Below are 19,407 nucleotides of genomic sequence, written 5' to 3' on the forward strand. Positions count from 1 at the left end.
GCGGTCGGTGGCAATTCCTCGATTGCAATCCCGCGCACATGACCCATGTTCGTTTGCCCGGAAAGCGTTTAAAACGAAACGCATGTCAGCAAGCGCCGCGAATCCCCGTGAAGATTTGATCGTCTGCCCGAAGTGCGACGCGGCTTACGCGCTTGTGCGCCCGGCCCCGGGGGAACGCGCTGTCTGCCATCGGTGCCATACCGTTCTGATAACACCACGCCGAAAAGCGGGTGTGCAGATCATTGCCCTCTCCTTTGCCATTCTCGTTCTGATCACAGCAGCGGCGATTTTTCCGTTCCTGTCTGTCTCGGTTGGCGGCGCCCGGAACACCGTGTCTGTGCTTGATGCGGCGCTTGCATTCAGCGATGGTCCCCTGATCGTTTTGTCGCTGACAACCGCAGCTTTGATCATTTTCATCCCTTTGACACGTGTGCTGCTCTCTCTTTACGTGCTGATCCCGATTGTTCTCGACAAACCTCCGGCGCGGCATGCCGCTCAGGCCTTCCGTCTGGCAGAAGCTTTGCGTCCCTGGTCCATGGCGGAAATATTTGCTATCGGATGCGCCGTCGCACTGGTGAAAATCAGCGATTTGGCCGAAGTTGGGTTTGGTCCTGCATTCTGGTTGTTTGCAGGTCTTGTTGTTCTTGTCGTCGTGCAGGATAATTTTTTGTGCAGGTGGTCCGTATGGAACGCGCTCGGCAAGCCGGCGAAATCCTGAATGCCCGTGATCTTGGTGTGGTGGCTTGTACGCGCTGCGCTCAGGTCTGGCCGATAGGGACCCGGGCCTGCAACCGGTGCGGTCACCGCGTCTACCACCGGGACGTCAAAAGTCTGCAACGTGTCTGGGCGCTGTGGCTGGTGGGTTTGATGTGTTATGTACCGGCCAACCTCTATCCGATGCTCCGAACCCGCACCTTGTTGACCGTTCAGGAAAGTACAATTGTTGGAGGTGCCATTGAGTTGATCGAATATGGCAGCGTGGGCGTCGCGCTCATTATCTTGATTGCGAGTGTTGCGATCCCTCTGGCAAAATTCATGGCAATCGCCTTTTTGGCCATTTCCGTCACCCGCCCTTCCACCGTGTCAAAAAATCAAAGGCAGCTGCTCTACGAGGTGGTCGAATATATCGGTCGTTGGTCCATGATCGACATCTTTGTGGTTGCGATCCTGTCGTCACTGGTGCAACTCAATGTCCTGGTGGCGATAAGTCCCGGTCCTGCCAGCTTATTTTTTGCCTTGTCAGTGATTTTCACTATGCTCTCTGCACAGGCTTTCGACAGTCGGATGATTTGGGATGCGCAGCGGTGGCGCAAAGGAAAGAAAGACCATGAATAACGCCCCCGATCCGGTTCCGATCGACCCTGCGCGCGAGACGCTGTTTGGGCGCGCTTCAATCGTCTGGGCGATCCCGTTTCTCGCGCTGATCGTCGCCCTTACTGTCGCATGGCAGTCATATAATGATCGCGGTCCCCTGATTTCGATCGAGTTTGAAAACGGTGCCGGGATTGCCGCCGGCAGCACCGAGGTCCGGTTTAGGGATGTCACGGTTGGTATCGTCGAAGGTGTCACTTTCTCCGAAGGGTTGGAGGGCGTTGTCGCGCATATTCGTCTGGAAAAGGAAGTGGCGCGATATGTGGATGCGGGAGCTTCTTTCTGGGTTGTCCGCCCGCAGCTGTCTGTCCAGGGCGTTTCGGGCCTCGATACCGTTTTGAGTGGCGTTTTCATCGAAGGTTCATGGGATAGCGAGATCGGGCCAATCCGCACGGCATTCAAAGGATTGGAGATACCGCCCCTGTTCCGTCCGGGCAAAGAGGGCCTGCAGATCGCGTTGCGCACAACCCCGGGGGGGTCGTTGACAGATAACAGTCCGATCCTCTTCAGAGGTATTGAAATCGGGCGTGTGGGCTCGGCGCGTATCTCTCGCGAAGGGAATTTTGCGATTGCGGAGGCCATTATTTATGAACCGCATGGCCGTCTGGTCACCGGCAATACACGGTTTTGGGACACCTCCGGTTTTAGCGTCTCCATTGGTCCTTCAGGTGCTGAGGTGGATTTCTCCTCTCTGGCTACACTGATCGGTGGCGGGCTCACCTTCGATACATTCGTATCCGGCGGCGAGCCGGTGACCGATGGCACCGTCTTTGAAGTCTTCGCCGATGAGGTCACAGCGAGAAACAGCGTCTTCAACCGGTCCGAGGCCGAGCTGCTCGAACTGCGCGTTATCTTCGACGAAAATATTTCTGGCCTCGCACTTGGCGCACCCGTTGAATTCAGCGGTCTGCGCATCGGCTCGGTTGAAGCTCTGTCGGGGATCGTGGATCGTGAGCGGTTTGGTGATGCGCGCGTCCGACTAAACGTGATCATCGGTATTCAGCCAGCCCGATTGGGTCTTTCGGGGGATTTGGGCCCAGAGGCGGTTGTTTCTTTCCTCAACGCAAGGGTGCAGGAAGGTCTGAGAGCGCGTCTCGCAACTGCAAGCCTGCTGACAGGCGGATTGAAGGTTGAGCTGGTGGAGATCGAAGATGCACCGATTGCTGCTGCCATCACCGAAGAGGAAGGCATGCCAACCCTTCCTTCTACAGACAGCGAAATCTCCGATGCGACCGCTACGGTAGAGGGGGTTTTTACCCGCATCAACAGCCTGCCATTCGAAGAACTGCTCAACAGCGCCATTGGATTCATGCAAGGAGCCGAGGCGTTTGTCTCCAGCAAGGAGCTGCGGGAGACGCCTCAGGAAATCCGAGCACTGCTGGGCGACATACGCGCAATTGTGTCTTCGCAGGAAGTCAAAGACATCCCGGTTTCTCTGAATGCCGCTATCCAACGCGCTGAAACCTTGCTGTCGCAAATTGAAGAAGGCCAGGCTGTCTCCCGCGTTGTAGAAGCAATTGCTGCGGCCACCGAAGCCGCGAATTCAGTCAGCGCGTCGGTGGCCGGGGTGCCTGAACTCATAGAAGGTTTGAGCGGGGTTGCAGCCAAGGCCGAGGCTCTGCCGCTCGACGAATTGACCTTGCAACTGACGGAGTTGTTGGCCTCCGCTGATGCAATCCTCGGGACACCAGCGGCACAGGAGCTTCCGGAATCGCTTGGTGCCGCGCTGGATGAGTTGAATGCGACGCTGACCGAATTGCGCGAAGGCGGTGCCGTGCGCAATGTGAATGCAACCTTGAATTCTGCGCGTGAAGCAGCAGACGCCGTGGCTCTTTCCAGCCGCGATCTGCCGCAACTGGTCGAACAGATCACCGCTGTATTCGATCAGGCCAGCCGGACAATTGCGGGATACAATCAGGGCGATGTCATCAGTCGCGATGCACAGGCCGCTTTGCGCGACATTTCAAAGGCTGCGAACGCGCTGACAGCCCTGGCACGGCTTTTGGAACGCAATCCAACCGCGCTCATCAGAGGACGTTGACTATGGGATTTATCAAACCTCTCTTCCCGGTTTTAGCCTTGTGCTGCCTGACGGCCTGCGCATCGGCGCCAGACAGATATGTCATTCCTGCAACCGAGGCGACGGAACGCCAGAGAATTGCCTTTCGCTCCGTCGAGATCAGAGAAATCTCATTGCCCGCCTATGCCGCCTCTGATGAGATTTCCAGCTTGGGCACAGATGGCAAACTCACGAACGAGCGTGGGGTTTTGTGGGCCGACACGCCGGAGCGCGCAGTGGCACTGGAGCTTGCCCGCCATTTGTCAGGGCTAAGTGGAGCAAGGGTTGCTTCCGCCCCCTGGCCTTTGGACACGCTGCCGGATGCTCGGTTGGAGCTGCGGTTCGAAAGTCTGGTGGCCGGTACGGATGGACAGTTCCGCGCGGTTGGACAGTATTTCGTCGCAGTTGCAGAGGGGGGGCGTGAACGCTCCGGCTTGTTCGATCTGTCGCAAACATTTGATCCCGCGGGCGGGCCGCAAGCGATTGCTACTGCGCGTGGGCAGATCATTCTTGATCTGGCGCGCTATATCGCGGTGAATGGGTTGCGCTAGAGCCCGTTGCGCCAATCCGCCAATGCCTGGCCAACCCGGCCCAGTCCTTTTTCCAGTTTAACATCTGCTCCGCCGCCAACACCAAGACGGATGTGACCGGGTTGCCCATAGGCGCTGCCGGGCAACACAAAGGTTCGGTAAGGGGCCTCCAGCAGACGACGCGCGAACCGGTCACTGTCCAAACCCTGCGGCAAACGGCCAAGCCCAATTAACCCCGCTTGCGGCGGCACCCAGCTCAGATCGGGTTGCGTTGCTAACCAGTCATTCATCCGCGCAAGATTTCGCATACCTGCCGTGCGCGCGGCCTGCATCGCGGGTAGGAGCCGGTCCGGTCGCAAGGCTAATTCCGCGATGACCTCGCCCATGATGTTCATGATTTCCGAGGAGTTTTCGCGCAAGATAACCGCGTCCATGACCAGATCAGGGTCCGAACAGATCAGCCAGCCCGTGCGTAATCCCTGCAATCCAAGCGCTTTTGAGACCGAGCCTGTGGTAATGCCTTTGGAGTATAACCCGGCGATGGAGGGAGCCCTGGGCCCTTGCCATTCCAGACCGGCATAAACCTCGTCTACCAAAAGCCACGCTCCGACTTTATCCGCGATCCCTGCAATCTCTTCCAACTCAGATTTACCCAGAACCTGCCCGGTCGGGTTGTTCGGATTGCTTAGAAAGATCAGGCGCGTGTGCTGCGTGACCGCAGCCTTGAGTGCGTCCAGCGATAGTTTCCAGCTATCTTCTTCTCGACGTTCGACCGTCACGATATCCGCGCCGATGGCGCGCGCCAGAACTTCAGCCTGCGGCCAACCGGGGGTTTCAACGACAATCTCGTCGCCGGGCTGCACAAGCTGCATGATCGACAGATAGTTGGCCTCTGCCGCGCCTGCTGTAATCAGCACATCCTCGATCCCGCAGATACCGGTCAACCCGGCCTGAGCCAGAACATGGGTGCGCAATTCGGGCAAGCCACGAAAGTCGCGATTATTCCAGTCCAGGGGCAAATCCGGGTCAAGATCATCCAGAAAGGCGCCAAGCCTTGGCGATTCCGACAATGAAAACCCGACAATTGCCTCGGGTGCCATTGAAGTTGTTTCAAGAAGATACTGGAAAAGCGTGTGTATCTTGACTTTCATAAGCTGCGTCTCGTCTAGTTCTCTTCCAACAAGAGAGGTCGGACGGTTCTTATGCAACCCCTTCTGAAAGGTCGCCCGCTGCGCATGGCCGTTCTGGACTACGGTCTGTTCCAGGTGCACGCCAACAACCGCATTATCGGGATTTGCGGGTTTCTGATCCAGACAGACCAAGAAGAGAACGTGCTGATCGACACCGGGTTTCCCGAAAAATATGCGCAAGATGCACAGCTTGCCACGGACGAGGACGATCTGGGCAGCTTCGGACGTGTTCTTTCGATCACGCATCAGAATATGGCACCTGCTCAGTTGGCGCTGCTTGGCTTGTCTTCTTCTGATATTGATCTGATGATTCAAAGCCATACGCATATTGATCACGTGGGCTTCATGGACGGATTTCCCGGTGTTCCAATCCTCATTGCTGCCGCGGAACGTGCTTTGCCGCGACCGCTCTACTGGTCGGGGAAGCAGCTTATGGAATGGCCTGACAGAGAGTATCTGCGGGTTACCGAAGACGTGGACATTGGGCCAGGGTTTACCGTTTTTCTGGTGCCGGGCCATGCGCCGGGCCAATTGGCTTTCATGGTGCGTTTGCCAGAGACTGGGCCAACCCTCCTGACCTCGGATGCGATCAGTCGCGCGGCCGAAATCGATGAGAAATTTGCAGGGTCCTGGAATGAAGATCTGGCGATCATGCATGGCGCGCGGTTGATGCAGATTGCGACGGATCAAAAGGCCAAAGTAATTTTTGGGCATAGTCCGGAGCAATGGCCCACGCTCAGAAAAGCACCGGAATGGTATAGCTAGCGCACATCCCGGCCCTGATTGAGGATGATCACATTGCCGCTGGAAACATCACCGGCCGGTGAAATCAGGAAACCAACCCATGCGGCCACTTCTGCGGGTTGCATTGCCCTGCCATGCGGCATCTGTGAAATCGCAGTGTCGAGAACTTCCCGGCTCACAACGTTGAACAATGGCGTTTCCGTCATCGCCGGCGCAATAGAGTTCACCGCGATTTTTTCCTTTGCAAAACGCCGTGCGAGATCTTTGGTCAAGGTGTCCATGGCGGCCTTTGACGCGCGGTAATGCGGCGGGTCGAACACATCGAAATTATAGGCCCCATTGGAAGAGATATTGACGATTTTCCGGACCCCGCTGCGCCCCAGCATCAGCTTCACCGCAGCCTGACAACAGTGGAAAGCGCTGGAAAAGTTGAGCGCCATCTGCTGATCGAATTCGTCAGCCGGAATCTCCGGAAACTCCGACATCAGGCAAGTTCCTGCGTTGTTGACCAGCGCATCAATGCCACCGTGGGCCTTGCCGATGCTTGAAAATGCCTGCGCGATGGCTGCGGGATCAGTGAGATCGACCTCGACGCCTTCAAATCCGGCCTGCGACAATTTGGTCAGCCCGCCGGTATCGATATCAAACCCGATGACGTGAAAACCGTCTAGCAGCAATCGAGAAACGATAGCCTGCCCCATGCCGCCTGCGGCTCCTGTTACAACTGCAATTTTTTCCATCATGATTTCTCGATACCAAGCAAATTCCCGCAGGTCCGAACCATTACACGGGCCCGATGATCGCAGGTTGGGCGTTCAACGCATCTTTGTCCAATCCTGCGAGAGATTTGTATTTTGCCGCATGCGCCGCAAGTTCGCTACGCGGGACGACACGGTGGATATCGTCGAAGCGACCGGCGCAGCGGTCTTCTACCATTTGCAGGATCGCATCGGGGCCGCTGCCTCTGTTGGCAAGCGTGACTTGCGTCGTTCTTGGCCGAACAGTGTTCTCATAAGCGACAAACGCATCCTGAACGTCACGATGATCTCTCAGGCAAGCGCCCATTGTGCGCGCATCGACAATCGCCTGGCTCGCGCCATTTGAGCCAACAGGGTATGTCGGGTGCGCCGCATCACCCATCAGCGTCACGCATCCTTGTGTCCATTGCGCGACCGGATCGCGGTCCACCATCGGGTATTCATAGATTACATCCGCGCCTTTGATCAGGGTCGGCACGTCGAGCCAGTCGAACTTCCATGTCTCGAAAGACGGCAAGAAATCCTCCAAATCTGCCGCCCGGTTCCAGTCTTCCCTGCGCCATCCCAGCGTCGGATCAACGCGCCGCTCTGCGATCCAGTTCAGCGTCGCAGAGCCCGTGCGCGGGTCAGGCGCCGAAATCGGGTACACCACCATGCGCTGGGTGTCGTGACCCGCCAGGATCATATCTGCACCTGACAGGAACGGGGCAGCTTGTGTCGTGCCGCGCCAGAGGATTGCACCGCCCCAGACAGGCACGCCCTCATTGGGGTACATTTGCGCCCGCAGGGCGGAATGTATGCCATCTGCGGCAACAACAGCATCGCCAGTGATTTCAGAGCGCCTCTTGGGCGTTTCGACAAGAAGTGCAGCGCCGCTGGTGGTCTGGGCAAATCCGGTCGCGCGATGCCCGGTTAAAATGCAGTCTTCTCCCGCCCGTGTAACAAGTGTTTCATAGAGCAACATCTGCAGCAAACCCCGGTGCACGGAAATCTGTGGCCAATTGTAGCCAGCGGCAGTACCGCGCGGTTCCGTCCAGATTTCATGACCCGTTCTGGTGTAGAATCCGAGGCTCTGGGTTGCGACACCAAGCGCGTTTAACGGGTTCTCCAACCCCAGATCGAACAATTCGCGCACGGCATTGGGTTGCAGATTAATCCCGACACCTAATGGTCTTAGCTGCCGCACCGCTTCAAAGATGCGAAAAGGGATGCCAATCTGATGCAGCGTCAACCCAAGTGTCAACCCTGCAATACCAGCACCGGCGATCAGGATGGTCATGTAATGTCTCCCGCCTGCCGCATCCGTGAAATGCATTCGTTGGAATATCCCATCTCCCTGAGCAGATCATCTGTATCAGCACCAATGGCTTTTGGCGGCGCGGGTTTTTGGGGGCAGGTGCGGCTGAAGCGGGGGGCGGGACTGGCCTGAGTTGTTTCCCGGTCGGCGAAGAATACATCGCGCTGCGCATTTTGCGGATGAACGGGCGCTTCGTCAAAATCCAGAATCGGGGTGACGCAAGCATCGGACTCTTCGAAGACGGCTGCCCATTCATCGCGGGTCTTGGTGATGAACACCTTCGCGAAGTCCTCGCTGGTTTTGTGCCATTGCGTTTTGTCGTTTTGGGCGGAAAGATCATGGATCGGCAATCCGGCCTTGTCGACAAGTTCCGCATAGAATTGCGGCTCCAGCGCACCGACAGATATGAATTTTCCGTCCGCGCATTCGTAGCACCTGTAAAAGGGTGCAGCGCCATCCAGCCAGTTTGCACCCCGTTCTACGGTCCATGATCCCTTGGCCAGCATACCGTGGATCAACCCCATCATGGCTGGCACGCCATCGGCCATGGCAGCATCAACGATCTGTCCTTTTCCGGAAATGCCTTTTTCAATAAGTGCCGATAGAATTCCGAGCAGAAGGAACATGGTCCCTCCCCCAAAATCCGCGATCAGGTTCAGCGGCACGGTTGGGGGTTCGCGCTCCGGTCCAATGGCGTGCAATGCACCCGTCATCGCCAGGTAGTTGATATCGTGTCCGGCCTTTTGCGACCAGGGGCCAACCTGCCCCCACCCGGTCATGCGGGCATAGATCAACGTTTCGGGACATGTATCCGGACCAAGTTGCAAACGTTCCATGACGCCGGGGCGAAACCCTTCGATCAAGACGTCCGATTGCGCGATCAACTTTCTAGCAACGCTTCTCCCGGTTTCAGATTTCAGATTAAGGGCGATACTGCGTTTGCCGCGCCGATTGATGTCCGTTGGATCGACCGGGGCTGACCCTCGATCAATCGCGATAACGGTTGCGCCAAGATCCGCCAACAATTGACCTGCCAGCGGTGCAGGGCCAAGCCCTGTGAACTCTACCACTTTCAGCGAGGCAAGCGGCCCGGTCATTCGGCCAGATGGCAGGCCACCCGCGCGCCGCGCAGCATGCGCATTTCCGGCCGTTTCTGAGAGCAGATTGCCTGAGCTATGGCGCAACGCGGGTGAAAAGCGCACCCCGTCGGCGGGTTGATCGGGTCGGGAATTTCGCCCGTTGGCGGCGGTACTTCGCGGCCAAAGTTGTCAAGCTGTGGGGCGGCTGCAAGCAACATTTGCGTGTAAGGGTGTTTTGGATCTTCAAAAAGCGCCTCCGGGTCGGCCTCTTCCACAAGGCGACCAAGATAGAGCACGCCGATCCGGTCAGCCATATGCTGAACCACGGTCAAATCGTGGCTGATGAAGAGATAGGTCAGACCAAAGGTGTCTTTCAGATCGCTCATCAGGTTCAGGACCTGCGCTTGCACCGACACATCCAAAGCCGATGTAGGCTCGTCACAAACGATCAGTTTTGGCTCTGATGCGAGTGCGCGCGCGATGCAGATGCGCTGTCTTTGTCCGCCGGAAAACTCATGCGGGAATTTGCCTGCGTCCCGCGCGGAAAGGCCCACCTGTTCCAGCAAGCGTTCTGCCAATCCTGTTGTTTCGCCCCCCCGGGCGGCAACCGGTTCCGCGATGATGTCGCGCACGCGCCAGCGCGGGTTCAGCGAGGCAAAGGGATCCTGAAAGATCATCTGAATGTCGCGCCGAACCGCGTCTACTTTTGCGGCATCGGTTTCCCGCGCCAGATCAACGCCGCGGATTTCGACCGACCCTTCTGACGGAGGCAAAAGCCCGACAAGCATCTTACCAATCGTGGATTTGCCTGACCCGCTCTCACCGACAAGCGCATAGACACTGCGTTCGGCAATGTCGAAACTGACGTCGGAAACTGCGGTCAGAAAGGCTTTTTGCCGACGTTCAACCACACGGTTCAGCCAGGGTTTGGACACATCGAAAATGCGGGTCAGGCCGCGTATATCTACCAGCGCCATCAGGCCACGGCCTCCCGCGTCATAGGGTACCAGCAGGCGACGCGCCCTGCCCCATCTTCGATGCGGGGCCCCGGTGATGCGCGGCACTGGTCCTGCACATGCGGGCAACGGGGGTGAAAAGCGCAGCCAGTCGGCAAGGCATCGAGGCGTGGCATGGCACCGGGGATTTGATGCAGCCGATCCTTGCCGCGCGAGGCCAGAGGCGTCGATCCCATCAGCCCGTCCGTATAAGGGTGGTGCGGGGCCGTCAGCACATCGCGCACGGGGCCAAGCTCGGCCAGCTGACCGGCATACATCACTGCGACCCGATCAGCGGCTTCGGCGATCACCCCCATGTCGTGGGTGATCAGCATAACCGCAGTGCCTCTTTCGCGGCAAAGCTTCTTGAGCAGGGAAATGATCTGCGCCTGTACCGACACATCCAGCGCCGTGGTCGGTTCATCCGCGATGATCAGCGATGGTTCCGCGCAAAGGGCCAATGCAATTACGACCCGCTGACGCATGCCACCGGAAAACTCGTGGGGGTAGCTGCCAACCCGCTCCGCGGCTCCCGGAATGCCCACTTCTTCCAGCGCTGCTACCGCCCGCTTTTCCGCCTCACTACGAGAAATATCGAGATGGGCGAGCATGGTTTCGGTCAACTGATCGCCTATCCTGAGCAAGGGATTAAGCGAGGTCAGCGGATCCTGAAAGACCATGCCGATCTCTTTGCCGCGCATGCGCCGCATCTGCTCGCCGGAAAGGTTGTCAACGCGTGTCTCGCCCACACGGATTTCTCCTTCGGAAATATGTGCAGGGGGGTTGAGCAGGCCGATCACGGCATTTCCGGCCATGGATTTCCCCGCCCCGGATTCGCCCACAACGCCCAGTATTTCACCTTTTGCGATATCGTAGCTTACGCCGTCTACCGGGCGCAGAATGCCGTGGCGTGTCGGAATTTCGACAGTCAGGTTGCGGATGGAGAGAACGGGAGCCGTCATACTGGCAAAAGCCCTGCATCAGCGCCGAGAGCTTCAAGCATTACGTTTACGCCATGCTGAAAATTCTCCCTTTGATCCTGCATCCCATATTCCCATTTCGTGCCGTGGAATAAGTTGCAGCGGATGCGATAGATAATAATCAAAGCGGCTTTGCGGTTTTCCGGACTATGCTCCGTGCATTTCAGTGTAGCAATCACCAGTTCCTTTTTGTCCCAATCTTTGAAATTCAAACTTCCGAAAGACGCATTTGGTTGGCCCGCATCAATGTATCTTTGGTGCCAGAATTCGACGGCCTGGTTGGTCTGGTTCTGCGGCAGGCAGTTTACGTCCTGATGGTCAGAATAGATGCAAATCTGCTTCGCATTGACGCTCCTACCTTCAAGCGAAAGCTTTTCGGCGATGCGAGATTCAAAAATTGTCCAGATCAAAGAAAACTGGGCGAGGGCCGCTTTGTCGAGGCTGTTCAGTTCCTTAAAATATGGCTGAACCGATCGGATCGCCGCTTCAAGTTTGGTGGGTACGAAGATGGCAGCATCTGGGTTGTGGTTTGACAACACCATCACCGCAGCCTCGGATTCAACGCATCGCGTAACCAGTCGCCCAGCAGGTTCACGCTTAGCGCCAGCGTCAGAAGGGTTACAGCGGGGAAGAGCAGAATCCACCACTCACCGGAGAACAGGAACCCCTGCCCGATGCGGATAAGAGTGCCCAGGGACGGTTGTGTTGGGGGAGCGCCAACGCCGAGGAAACTGAGCGTAGCCTCTGCAATGATTGCCAAAGCCAGCGAGATCGTGGCGATCACCAGAACGGGGGATAGCACATTGGGCAGAATGTGCCGCAGCATGATCGCCCCTGAACCACGCCCGATCAATCGCGCAGCCTGCACATATTCCTTGTTCTTTTCCACCAATGTGGCACCACGCACGACGCGGGCGAACTGGACCCAGTCACTCAGGCCGATGGCGATAATCAGCACCCAGATGGCCATTTGATCGCGGTACTCAACGGGTGTGATTCCCTTGGCAACGCCGAAAATCAACATGGCCACCAGAATGGCGGGAAAGGTCAATTGTACATCTGCGACACGCATGATGATCGTCTCAACCCAACCACCGACGTAGCCCGCGATCAACCCCAGCGTGATGCCGAGAACCATCGCGAAAAGCACCGCTGCCGCCCCGACAAAGAGCGAGATACGCATGCCGTAAAGAATGGTGGAGAAAACATCGCGGCCCTGATCGTCCGTCCCGAGCCAGAAGGTTTCGCCGGTGAAAGCATTGGGCTCCATGGGTTTGGAAAACCCGTTCATCAGGTTGAGCGAGGCAGGATCAAAGGGATTAAATGGCGCTATCAGAGGTGCAAAGACGGCGCAAAAAACCATGATCAGCACGACCACTGCCGAAACGATTGCCACGGGCGATTTCTTGAACTGGTAGACGAAATCACTGTCTAACGCGACGCGCAGGCGAGAGCGTTCCTTGGCAGGTGTATTCAGTGCAGAGTCAGCCATCAGTGCGCCGCCGTTCTATCCACGCGCAGGCGTGGGTCTATTGCGAAGTATAAAAGGTCAACGATCAGGTTGATCCCGACAAACATGACCGAAATCAGCATCAGATAAGCCGCCATCACCGGGATATCCACGAACTGGATTGCGTTGATGAACAGCAAGCCGACACCCGGCCACTGAAAAACTGTTTCGGTGATGATTGCAAAAGCGATGATCGAGCCCAGCTGCAACCCGGTCACGGTAATCACCGGGACCAGTGTATTTTTCAGCGCATGCCGGAAATTCACGGCGCGGTCCCGCAGGCCCCGCGCGCGCGCGAACCGTATGTAATCCTGTCTGAGCACTTCCAGCATTTCGGAGCGCACCAACCGCATGATCAGGGTCATCTGGTAAAGGCCAAGGGTAATAGACGGCAGGATCAGCGCCTTAAGACCGGATTCTGTGAGGAACCCGGTTGACCAGCCTCCAATCTTGACCGTATCGCCGCGCCCAAAGCTTGGCAGCCACCCCAGCTCCACGGAAAACAGGTAGATCAATAAGATACCGATCAGAAAAGTGGGCAGAGACACACCGATGAGTGACACTGACATGATTGCATTGGCCGCGAACCCGTCTCGCCTGATCGCGGTGAAAACGCCCAGAGCGATCCCGATGCTGATTGCCAGAAAACCAGAAACAGCTGCCAGTTCCAGCGTGGCGGGCGCGCGTTCCATCAGGATATCGGAAACCGGGCGCCCCTGACGATAGCTCACACCAAAATTACCCTGTGCGGCACCTTGCAGGAATTTGAAGTACTGCACTGGAAAGGGTTGGTCGAGACCCAGCTGGGTCCGTAGCCGCTCGATATCGGCTTGCGTGCGTTCCTGGCCAAGCATGTTGTCGACAGGATCACCAACAAACCGGAACATGGAAAAGGCCACAAGACCCACAACCAGCAAAACGATGGCCGATTGAAAGACGCGCTGTATCACATAGGCAAGCATCTTTGTCCTCTCGGGTGCCTCCAAGGTGTCGCAGGGGTGCGACAATTGATCAAGGGTGTTTGTATTCTCGCCATCAGATGAACGTCGGGATCAAAGTCAATTGACCGTCACCCACCGCAGAATGAAGAAGTTGTCCGAGCGCTGAGTTAAGTCAATATTCGCACCAGCCCCCCAAACCAGTGGTTCCACGTAGAGCGGCACATAAGCCACTTCCTGTTGCAATATCTTGGTACTTTCATCAAGCATGGCTTGGCGTTTTGTGTCGTCGATCTCGGATTGTATTAGAGGCAAAAGCTCATCAACCCGTCCGTTAGAGAAGCCTCCGAAATTCCATGATCCCAGCTTCTTTTCTTCGTTGGGGGTGCTTGCAAGGAACCGGATGGGGTGTTCCGCATCGAACGTGCCCGGGGACCAACCCAGCAGATACATGTCATAATTGTCCGCACGTAGCTCAGGCCAGTAATTCTGGACCGGCATTGCGTCAAGCGTGGCCTTGATCCCCACCTGGGCAAGCATCCCGGTGACGGCCTGACAGACAGCTTCGTCGTTCAGGTATCGGTCATTTGGACACTTGAGGCCGAAAGAAAATCCATCCGCATAACCGGCCTCAGCCAGTAGCGCGCGGGCTTTGTTAGGGTCATAGGCGGGACGGTCCGCGAGCGGGGCACTATAGCCACGCATGGCCGGGCTGACCAATTGGCTGACCTCTTCGGCATTCCCCCGCATGATCGTTTGCAGGATTGCGGGCACATTGACCGCATGGGCAACCGCCTGCCGTACCCGCACGTCGGAAAACGGGTTTTTATCGGAAGTTTCCGCCGAATACTTCAACGCCTCGGCCTCATGCGGAAACCCCAGCATGATCACCCGTGCTTCGATCCCCTGCACCACTTTAACCTCCGGGTTGGATGCAAGCCGCGCGGTATCCTGAATGGGGACCGGGTTGATAAAATCGACATCACCCGACAACAGGGCGGCAACCGCCGTCGCCGGGTTTTGAATGGGCGTGAACTCGGCCCGCGTGATATTATGCTCCGTTTCGTCCCACCAACCGTCGAAGGGTTCAAGAACAGTGCGCAATCCCGGCTCGCGAACAGCGACCCTGAAAGCCCCGGTGCCATTGGCATTAAGTGTTGCGTAGTTGCCGTTGTCCTTGTCGGGACGTTCGGCATCATTGGCCTTTGCCCATCCGGCGTCGAGCATCATCCAATTCGAGATGCTGTCGGGAAAGATCGGATTTGGCGCGGTGGTCATGATATCGACTGTGTAGTCGTCGACGATTTTCACCTCTGAGACTGAAGCAAACCAGCTACGGGTATCTGAGGACTCGTCTGATGCGCGTTCATATGAGAACAACACATCTTCTGCATCAAAACTGCTACCGTCGTGAAATGTCACGCCCTGGCGCAGAGTAAAACGCCAGCCCTCCCCTGCGCCAATCGGTTCCCAGCTGGTGGCCAGCGCCGGCTCGATGCGCATATCCTTGCCGCGCCGCAAAAGCCCCTCGTATACGTTGTTGAGAAATCCCAGAACAGGCGCGGAGTTAACCGCGTGCGGATCCATTGTCTGTGGATCGGTCGTTCCCGCCCAGGTGAATTCTTCGGCAACCCCGGCGGTGGCGGTGGCGATAAAAACAGCGGCAAATCCGGCAGAACGCAGCATGACAAGGTCCTTTGCGAGAAGGTGAATTGGATGAGGCGCAGGCGCAGACCCGTTCGGCCTGCGCCCAGTTGGTTCAGGGTGTTTGCCGGGCCCGCAATATGGGGCCTAACATTATTAGTTGAACTTGAAGTACTTGAACTTCGGGGAATCTTCGGCTTCGACAACCGTATCGACGCCCGATTTCATACCCCAGTTCAGCACTTGGTGGTGGATCGGAATGTAGAGTTTCTCGTCCTGTACAACCTGCCAGATGGCGGCAATATCCGCATCCCGCGCTTCCAGATCGGTGTTCGACGCGAGGCTCTGGATTTTTGCGTTCAGATCATCGTTGGTGAAGCGCGTACCGTTCCAGGACCCGTATTTGTCATCACGACCGTGAACGAGGAAGTTGAAGATGTATTCAGAGTCGTACGTCGGAACGCCCCATCCCAGCATATAGAAATCGGTTTCCAGATTGTTGATCAGCGGGAAGTGTTGTGCCTTTGGTTTCGCATCCAGATTCACAGTAATCCCGATTTGCGCCAGCATACCAACAGCGGCCTGACAGATGGCTTCGTCGTTGATGTAGCGGTCATTCGGGCAATCAAGCTGGATTGAGAACCCATCGCCGTAACCCGCATCGCCCATCAAAGTCTTGGCCTTGTCGAGGTCCGTGGTGGAAGATGCGTCCATTGCCTCATCCCATCCGTTCACGAAAGGAGGGGCAATCATGCCTGCGGGTGCCGACTGGCCGCGCATCACCACCTGCTTGATCGCATCGCGGTTGATGGCAAGGTTCATCGCTTCACGCACGCGCACGTCCGCCAGCGGATTGGCACCCTCGACACTGTCATTTTTCAGGTCAGCGTCACCCGAGTTCATCCCGAAGAAGATAACGCGGTTCTGGGGTGCTGTGCGCACATCCAGACCGTCGGTGCTTGCCACACGGTCAAGGTCCTGCACGGGCACATCCTGAATGAAATCCACCTCGCCGGACAACAGTGCTGCCACGCGGGTCGCAGCATTCTGGATCGGTGTGTAGATGATCTCGGAAACTTCCAGCGGGAATTCCCCAATGCCCCAGTAGTTTTCATTGGCAGCCAACACGGTCTTTACATCCGGCTCGCGGCTAACCAGTTTGTAAGGCCCTGTTCCATTTGCGTTTTTGGCCGCGAATGTGTCTTCGCCGCCCTCATAGTCCTGAACCTTGACGGCGTTGTTTGCCTCTGCCCAATCCTGGTCCATGATGAACATGTTGGTAAGGTTGTTTGGCATAATCGGGTTCGGGCCGTTTGTCACAATCTCGATAGTGTAGTCATCCGGGGCCCGCACTTCGGCGACTGAGGCCAGCAATTCCTTGTAGTCGGAATCCTCGGTCATCGCGCGCTCAAGGCTGAATTTGACGTCCGAGCTGTCAAAGGCCGATCCGTCGTGGAACGTCACACCTTCGCGTAGTGAAAATGTCCAGACATTCGGGTCTTCTTCGGACGGCGCCCATTCGGTCGCCAGGGCGGGCACAATCGCGCCGGAATGATCCCGCATGACAAGCGGTTCCATGATCTGGTGTGCCAAAGCAGACGTCGGGCCTTCGTTCTGAGCATGCGGATCAAGCGTCAGGCTGTCCCCCGCGCGGGCCCACCGCAGCGTTTCCGCGCTGGCAAGACAGGTGGTCGACAGCAATACCGCAGCCGACAGCAATGTTGTGGTCTTTTTCATGGTAGTCTCCCCTATTATTTTTCTGGCGACAATCTTTGGGACGCAGCACGGTTTGGCAAGCCCCTTCTGCATCTTTAACGAGAACAAAATTGATTTTATTGGATAAAATACTGACCTGCTCGAAATCAGGCGGCACCGGGTAGTAAAATCTGGCGGTGACCCTCTTCGAAAGCTTTCATGGTCAGAGGCCAGACAGTCCCTGGCCAGCGCAATTCCATTTGGCGGCGTTTCGGGCGATAGACGGCTGTGTAGAGCGTGCCAAACCCGGCTGTGAAGGCCGTGGAATAAAGCGGCGGTTTCAGAAAGGCTCCGATGAACTTCTCTTCGGGGTCGCGGTGCAACCTCAACCGGTGTAACAAGAAACGCTCCCGTTCGACGGTTGCAGTGAACCGCGCATGGCTGACCCATTCCACGTTTTCCTGATGGTTGGTCGCGACGGCCGCATGGGTGATGAGCGTCGGTCTGTCAGGAGCCATCATGGCGGTCAGATAGTTACGTTTTTTGTCCAGGACTGTGACGTTGTAGCTCATATGCGTAGGCACACGGGCCAGCACGTCGCCAGCCTCATCGGCGGTCTGACAGGTTTGCAAAACATACCGCAGGATCAACGGGACGCCGAAACCATCGCCAACGATGCGCCGCCCCCCAAAGGTCAGTGAGATTGAAAGGCCGGCGTCATTGACGCCGTCCACCATGCCCCAAAGCCCATCCGACGTGCCCATGACCTCGCGCCCACCCCATTTTGTGTGCAAGACCAGACTGTCAAATGCGTTGGGGTTGTAGTCGTAATTGCGTACCATGACCGGCTCCTTACCGGTCCAGATTGCCTGGCTGCACCCGGCCAAATAGGGCGGCGGGCAGTAAAACGATAAAAACCGCGCGGCCAGATCACCACCGCCTGCTAACTCGCAAAGCTCATCGTAAAGCGGCACGATTTCGGGCATATGCTGCTGAAGGGCTGTGCGAGATTCTCCATAGGTCGGGCGCGCATTCTCGCCCTCCTTCCGCCACCAGCGCTTGTAGTCCGGCCAGTACTCGGCAAAAAGCCCGGACCATTTTGGCCCGGGGCTTTCTTCACTTACGGCGCGCCATAACATCGGGTGCGCAGTCCTTTCTGGCTAGAGGATCTTGAAGGCCGGATCCGACAATGCCGTCGCGGTTGGCAATGGCTTGGCCGTGACCGTTTGTTTGATCCCGTGAATCCACTTTTTCGCGCGTTCATTCAACCGGAAATTCTTGGTCATCGACCGCCCGCGCGTCACCAGAATCCCGATATCCGCCCCTTCATAGCGGTAATCACCCGGTTGCAGGATGCGCAAGAAGAAGGCTTCGTTCTCGGATTCAACGGCACGACGGTGATAATCGAAACGATCATAGACGACGCGACCGTCCTCAAGCATCTTGTAAATACCAGTCTCGGGGCTGCCCGTGCAGATATCCACGCTGTCCTCGGTATGTTTGATCACCATCTGTGACCATGAATCGATATTGGCACTGTCCGCCCAACGGGCATTCAACTCGTCCACATCCAGATTGAATTTCTTCTTTGAAAACTCCAGTAGGTGGAACAGGAATAGCGGTGCATCCGCATGGGCAAAGGCTGCGTGATTGGTCATCGAGGACGCGCCCGTAATGCGCGGGTTCAACTCCCCCAACCAGAGATCACCGGTTTTCTTGTCGATCAGGAAATCAAGCTCAAAATACCCGCGATAGCCTTCCTTGCGCAGTTGTTCGCCAAATTTGAAGGTCAGATCGCGCGCCTTCTGGCGGACCTTCGGCGGGAAGGCGGTCGACAGGATTTCATTGCCGCACCAGCCGCCGCGATATGGTGTCAACTCCTTGAAGCCCACCAGTTCGGTCATCAGGGGGCCAACAATTGTGCCTTCCTTGGTGGCACAGGCCTCGATCGCTGATCCGCGGCAATCAATGCGCTTCATAATCTTGATCTCGCCCTCGCCGACGATCTCATGCTCGTGGCGTCGGAAATCCGCTTCGGATTTGATGAAGAAGGTCGTATGCCCGCTGTCGCCAAAGGCCGATTGCAGCACGAGATCATGCCCGATTTTGGCCTTCTCGCAGGTCTTTTTCAGGCCCTCGTAATCTTTCACCTCGGCCAGCACATTCGGCACGGATGGCACACCCGCCTTGTTGCCGATGCGGACCGTTTCAATCTTGTTGTCCATCGACGTGCGCAGCTTGGCTTTCGGGAACCAGACATCCGCGCCCAGTTCTTTTGACAGCCGTTCAGTCTCAGCATCGAACATTAAGAAAACAAATTTCGGCTTGCCGCCGCGCCGCTTGATGAAATCAATCACCTCTTTGTGCTGCAAAAGGTAGTTATTGATGTCCTCAATGGATTGGAACTCCGCATGTGGCTGCTCAGACGGGCAGAAAACGTTTGGATGCTTGCCGCCATAGCAATCAATGTAGCAGATGTATTTGAAATTCTTCACCCATTCATCTAACCCCAACAAATTGAAGTTCGTGGCCGAGATGAAATAGACCGGGTCCTCGTTGCGGTGGAAATAGCGGCGGATCTCCGAGATGTTCTTCAGAACCGTAGCTGCCATGTCTT

Annotated in this window: 18 protein-coding genes; 5 read left to right on the forward strand and 13 right to left on the reverse strand. The window is 56.7% G+C overall.

Annotated elements, in window-relative coordinates:
- Positions 1-82: 82 nt before the first annotated feature.
- From ACOTTU_RS20555 to ACOTTU_RS20570, 4 genes are read left to right on the forward strand one after another with little or no spacing between them, the layout of a single operon-like run.
- Complete coding sequence (locus tag ACOTTU_RS20555) at positions 83-718, forward strand: paraquat-inducible protein A (RefSeq protein ID WP_298921979.1); 636 nt, start codon at positions 83-85, stop codon at positions 716-718.
- Complete coding sequence (locus tag ACOTTU_RS20560) at positions 685-1,335, forward strand: paraquat-inducible protein A (RefSeq protein ID WP_425660706.1); 651 nt, start codon at positions 685-687, stop codon at positions 1,333-1,335. Before ACOTTU_RS20555 ends, ACOTTU_RS20560 begins: the two co-directional genes overlap by 34 nt.
- A complete protein-coding gene (locus tag ACOTTU_RS20565) occupies positions 1,328-3,412 on the forward strand; it encodes an intermembrane transport protein PqiB (RefSeq protein ID WP_425660708.1) in 2,085 nt (694 codons plus the stop codon). The genes ACOTTU_RS20560 and ACOTTU_RS20565 overlap by 8 nt, the downstream gene beginning before the upstream one ends.
- 2 nt (positions 3,413-3,414) lie before the next feature.
- Positions 3,415-3,981, forward strand: a complete 567-nt coding sequence (locus tag ACOTTU_RS20570) for a PqiC family protein (protein WP_425660710.1) — start codon at positions 3,415-3,417, stop codon at positions 3,979-3,981.
- On the opposite strand, the gene ACOTTU_RS20575 is transcribed toward ACOTTU_RS20570, so the two are convergent.
- On the reverse strand, positions 3,978-5,111 hold the full coding sequence (locus tag ACOTTU_RS20575; protein ID WP_425660713.1) for an aminotransferase class I/II-fold pyridoxal phosphate-dependent enzyme: 1,134 nt from the start codon (positions 5,109-5,111) through the stop codon (positions 3,978-3,980). The genes ACOTTU_RS20570 and ACOTTU_RS20575 overlap by 4 nt on opposite strands.
- A 51-nt stretch (positions 5,112-5,162) precedes the next feature.
- Here ACOTTU_RS20575 and ACOTTU_RS20580 point away from each other — a divergent pair, with 51 nt between their 5' ends.
- The gene (locus tag ACOTTU_RS20580) at positions 5,163-5,915 is read left to right on the forward strand and encodes an MBL fold metallo-hydrolase (protein WP_425660715.1); all 753 of its coding nucleotides are present in this window, start codon (positions 5,163-5,165) and stop codon (positions 5,913-5,915) included.
- On the opposite strand, the gene ACOTTU_RS20585 is transcribed toward ACOTTU_RS20580, so the two are convergent.
- The 12 genes from ACOTTU_RS20585 to ACOTTU_RS20640 form a co-directional block, all read right to left on the reverse strand.
- Complete coding sequence (locus ACOTTU_RS20585; RefSeq protein WP_425660717.1) at positions 5,912-6,634, reverse strand: SDR family NAD(P)-dependent oxidoreductase; 723 nt, start codon at positions 6,632-6,634, stop codon at positions 5,912-5,914. The genes ACOTTU_RS20580 and ACOTTU_RS20585 overlap by 4 nt on opposite strands.
- A gap of 43 nt (positions 6,635-6,677) precedes the next feature.
- Entirely contained in the window at positions 6,678-7,931 is a 1,254-nt protein-coding gene (locus ACOTTU_RS20590) for a flavin-dependent oxidoreductase (protein WP_425660719.1), read from the reverse strand.
- Positions 7,928-9,046, reverse strand: coding sequence for a CaiB/BaiF CoA transferase family protein (locus ACOTTU_RS20595; RefSeq protein ID WP_425660721.1), 1,119 nt, complete (start codon positions 9,044-9,046; stop codon positions 7,928-7,930). Before ACOTTU_RS20595 ends, ACOTTU_RS20590 begins: the two co-directional genes overlap by 4 nt.
- Positions 9,043-10,005 (reverse strand): ABC transporter ATP-binding protein, encoded by a 963-nt coding sequence (locus ACOTTU_RS20600; RefSeq protein WP_425660723.1) that lies wholly within the window; start codon positions 10,003-10,005, stop codon positions 9,043-9,045. The genes ACOTTU_RS20595 and ACOTTU_RS20600 overlap by 4 nt, the downstream gene beginning before the upstream one ends.
- Positions 10,005-10,985, reverse strand: coding sequence for an ABC transporter ATP-binding protein (locus ACOTTU_RS20605; RefSeq protein WP_425660725.1), 981 nt, complete (start codon positions 10,983-10,985; stop codon positions 10,005-10,007). The genes ACOTTU_RS20600 and ACOTTU_RS20605 overlap by 1 nt, the downstream gene beginning before the upstream one ends.
- On the reverse strand, positions 10,982-11,545 hold the full coding sequence (locus ACOTTU_RS20610; protein ID WP_425660727.1) for a hypothetical protein: 564 nt from the start codon (positions 11,543-11,545) through the stop codon (positions 10,982-10,984). The genes ACOTTU_RS20605 and ACOTTU_RS20610 overlap by 4 nt, the downstream gene beginning before the upstream one ends.
- Positions 11,545-12,495 carry an ABC transporter permease gene (locus tag ACOTTU_RS20615; protein ID WP_425660729.1) on the reverse strand — a complete coding sequence of 317 codons (951 nt, stop codon included), beginning with the start codon at positions 12,493-12,495 and terminating at the stop codon, positions 11,545-11,547. Before ACOTTU_RS20615 ends, ACOTTU_RS20610 begins: the two co-directional genes overlap by 1 nt.
- Positions 12,495-13,475 carry an ABC transporter permease gene (locus tag ACOTTU_RS20620; RefSeq protein WP_298921961.1) on the reverse strand — a complete coding sequence of 327 codons (981 nt, stop codon included), beginning with the start codon at positions 13,473-13,475 and terminating at the stop codon, positions 12,495-12,497. Before ACOTTU_RS20620 ends, ACOTTU_RS20615 begins: the two co-directional genes overlap by 1 nt.
- Positions 13,476-13,571: 96 nt before the next feature.
- Complete coding sequence (locus ACOTTU_RS20625) at positions 13,572-15,137, reverse strand: ABC transporter substrate-binding protein (RefSeq protein ID WP_425660731.1); 1,566 nt, start codon at positions 15,135-15,137, stop codon at positions 13,572-13,574.
- 114 nt (positions 15,138-15,251) lie between these two features.
- Positions 15,252-16,832 (reverse strand): ABC transporter substrate-binding protein, encoded by a 1,581-nt coding sequence (locus ACOTTU_RS20630; protein WP_425660733.1) that lies wholly within the window; start codon positions 16,830-16,832, stop codon positions 15,252-15,254.
- 125 nt (positions 16,833-16,957) lie between these two features.
- Positions 16,958-17,929, reverse strand: coding sequence for a C45 family autoproteolytic acyltransferase/hydolase (locus tag ACOTTU_RS20635; protein WP_425660735.1), 972 nt, complete (start codon positions 17,927-17,929; stop codon positions 16,958-16,960).
- 21 nt (positions 17,930-17,950) lie between these two features.
- Positions 17,951-19,402: a biotin carboxylase gene (locus ACOTTU_RS20640; protein WP_425660737.1), complete on the reverse strand. Its 1,452-nt coding sequence runs from the start codon at positions 19,400-19,402 to the stop codon at positions 17,951-17,953.
- Positions 19,403-19,407: the final 5 nt, after the last annotated feature.

The organism is Roseobacter sp. EG26, assembly GCF_049830555.1.
In the GTDB taxonomy this organism is placed as follows: domain Bacteria; phylum Pseudomonadota; class Alphaproteobacteria; order Rhodobacterales; family Rhodobacteraceae; genus Roseobacter.

Coding starts and splice junctions, on each gene's coding strand:
- ACOTTU_RS20610 (WP_425660727.1), bottom strand. CDS start 11,545: ATGGTGTTGTCAAACCACAACCCAGATGCTGCCATCTTCGTACCCACC.
- ACOTTU_RS20580 (WP_425660715.1), top strand. CDS start 5,163: ATGCAACCCCTTCTGAAAGGTCGCCCGCTGCGCATGGCCGTTCTGGAC.
- ACOTTU_RS20555 (WP_298921979.1), top strand. CDS start 83: ATGTCAGCAAGCGCCGCGAATCCCCGTGAAGATTTGATCGTCTGCCCG.
- ACOTTU_RS20590 (WP_425660719.1), bottom strand. CDS start 7,931: ATGACCATCCTGATCGCCGGTGCTGGTATTGCAGGGTTGACACTTGGG.
- ACOTTU_RS20585 (WP_425660717.1), bottom strand. CDS start 6,634: ATGGAAAAAATTGCAGTTGTAACAGGAGCCGCAGGCGGCATGGGGCAG.
- ACOTTU_RS20640 (WP_425660737.1), bottom strand. CDS start 19,402: ATGGCAGCTACGGTTCTGAAGAACATCTCGGAGATCCGCCGCTATTTC.
- ACOTTU_RS20620 (WP_298921961.1), bottom strand. CDS start 13,475: ATGCTTGCCTATGTGATACAGCGCGTCTTTCAATCGGCCATCGTTTTG.
- ACOTTU_RS20635 (WP_425660735.1), bottom strand. CDS start 17,929: ATGTTATGGCGCGCCGTAAGTGAAGAAAGCCCCGGGCCAAAATGGTCC.
- ACOTTU_RS20625 (WP_425660731.1), bottom strand. CDS start 15,137: ATGCTGCGTTCTGCCGGATTTGCCGCTGTTTTTATCGCCACCGCCACC.
- ACOTTU_RS20560 (WP_425660706.1), top strand. CDS start 685: ATGGAACGCGCTCGGCAAGCCGGCGAAATCCTGAATGCCCGTGATCTT.
- ACOTTU_RS20595 (WP_425660721.1), bottom strand. CDS start 9,046: ATGACCGGGCCGCTTGCCTCGCTGAAAGTGGTAGAGTTCACAGGGCTT.
- ACOTTU_RS20630 (WP_425660733.1), bottom strand. CDS start 16,832: ATGAAAAAGACCACAACATTGCTGTCGGCTGCGGTATTGCTGTCGACC.
- ACOTTU_RS20600 (WP_425660723.1), bottom strand. CDS start 10,005: ATGGCGCTGGTAGATATACGCGGCCTGACCCGCATTTTCGATGTGTCC.
- ACOTTU_RS20570 (WP_425660710.1), top strand. CDS start 3,415: ATGGGATTTATCAAACCTCTCTTCCCGGTTTTAGCCTTGTGCTGCCTG.
- ACOTTU_RS20575 (WP_425660713.1), bottom strand. CDS start 5,111: ATGAAAGTCAAGATACACACGCTTTTCCAGTATCTTCTTGAAACAACT.
- ACOTTU_RS20615 (WP_425660729.1), bottom strand. CDS start 12,495: ATGGCTGACTCTGCACTGAATACACCTGCCAAGGAACGCTCTCGCCTG.
- ACOTTU_RS20565 (WP_425660708.1), top strand. CDS start 1,328: ATGAATAACGCCCCCGATCCGGTTCCGATCGACCCTGCGCGCGAGACG.
- ACOTTU_RS20605 (WP_425660725.1), bottom strand. CDS start 10,985: ATGACGGCTCCCGTTCTCTCCATCCGCAACCTGACTGTCGAAATTCCG.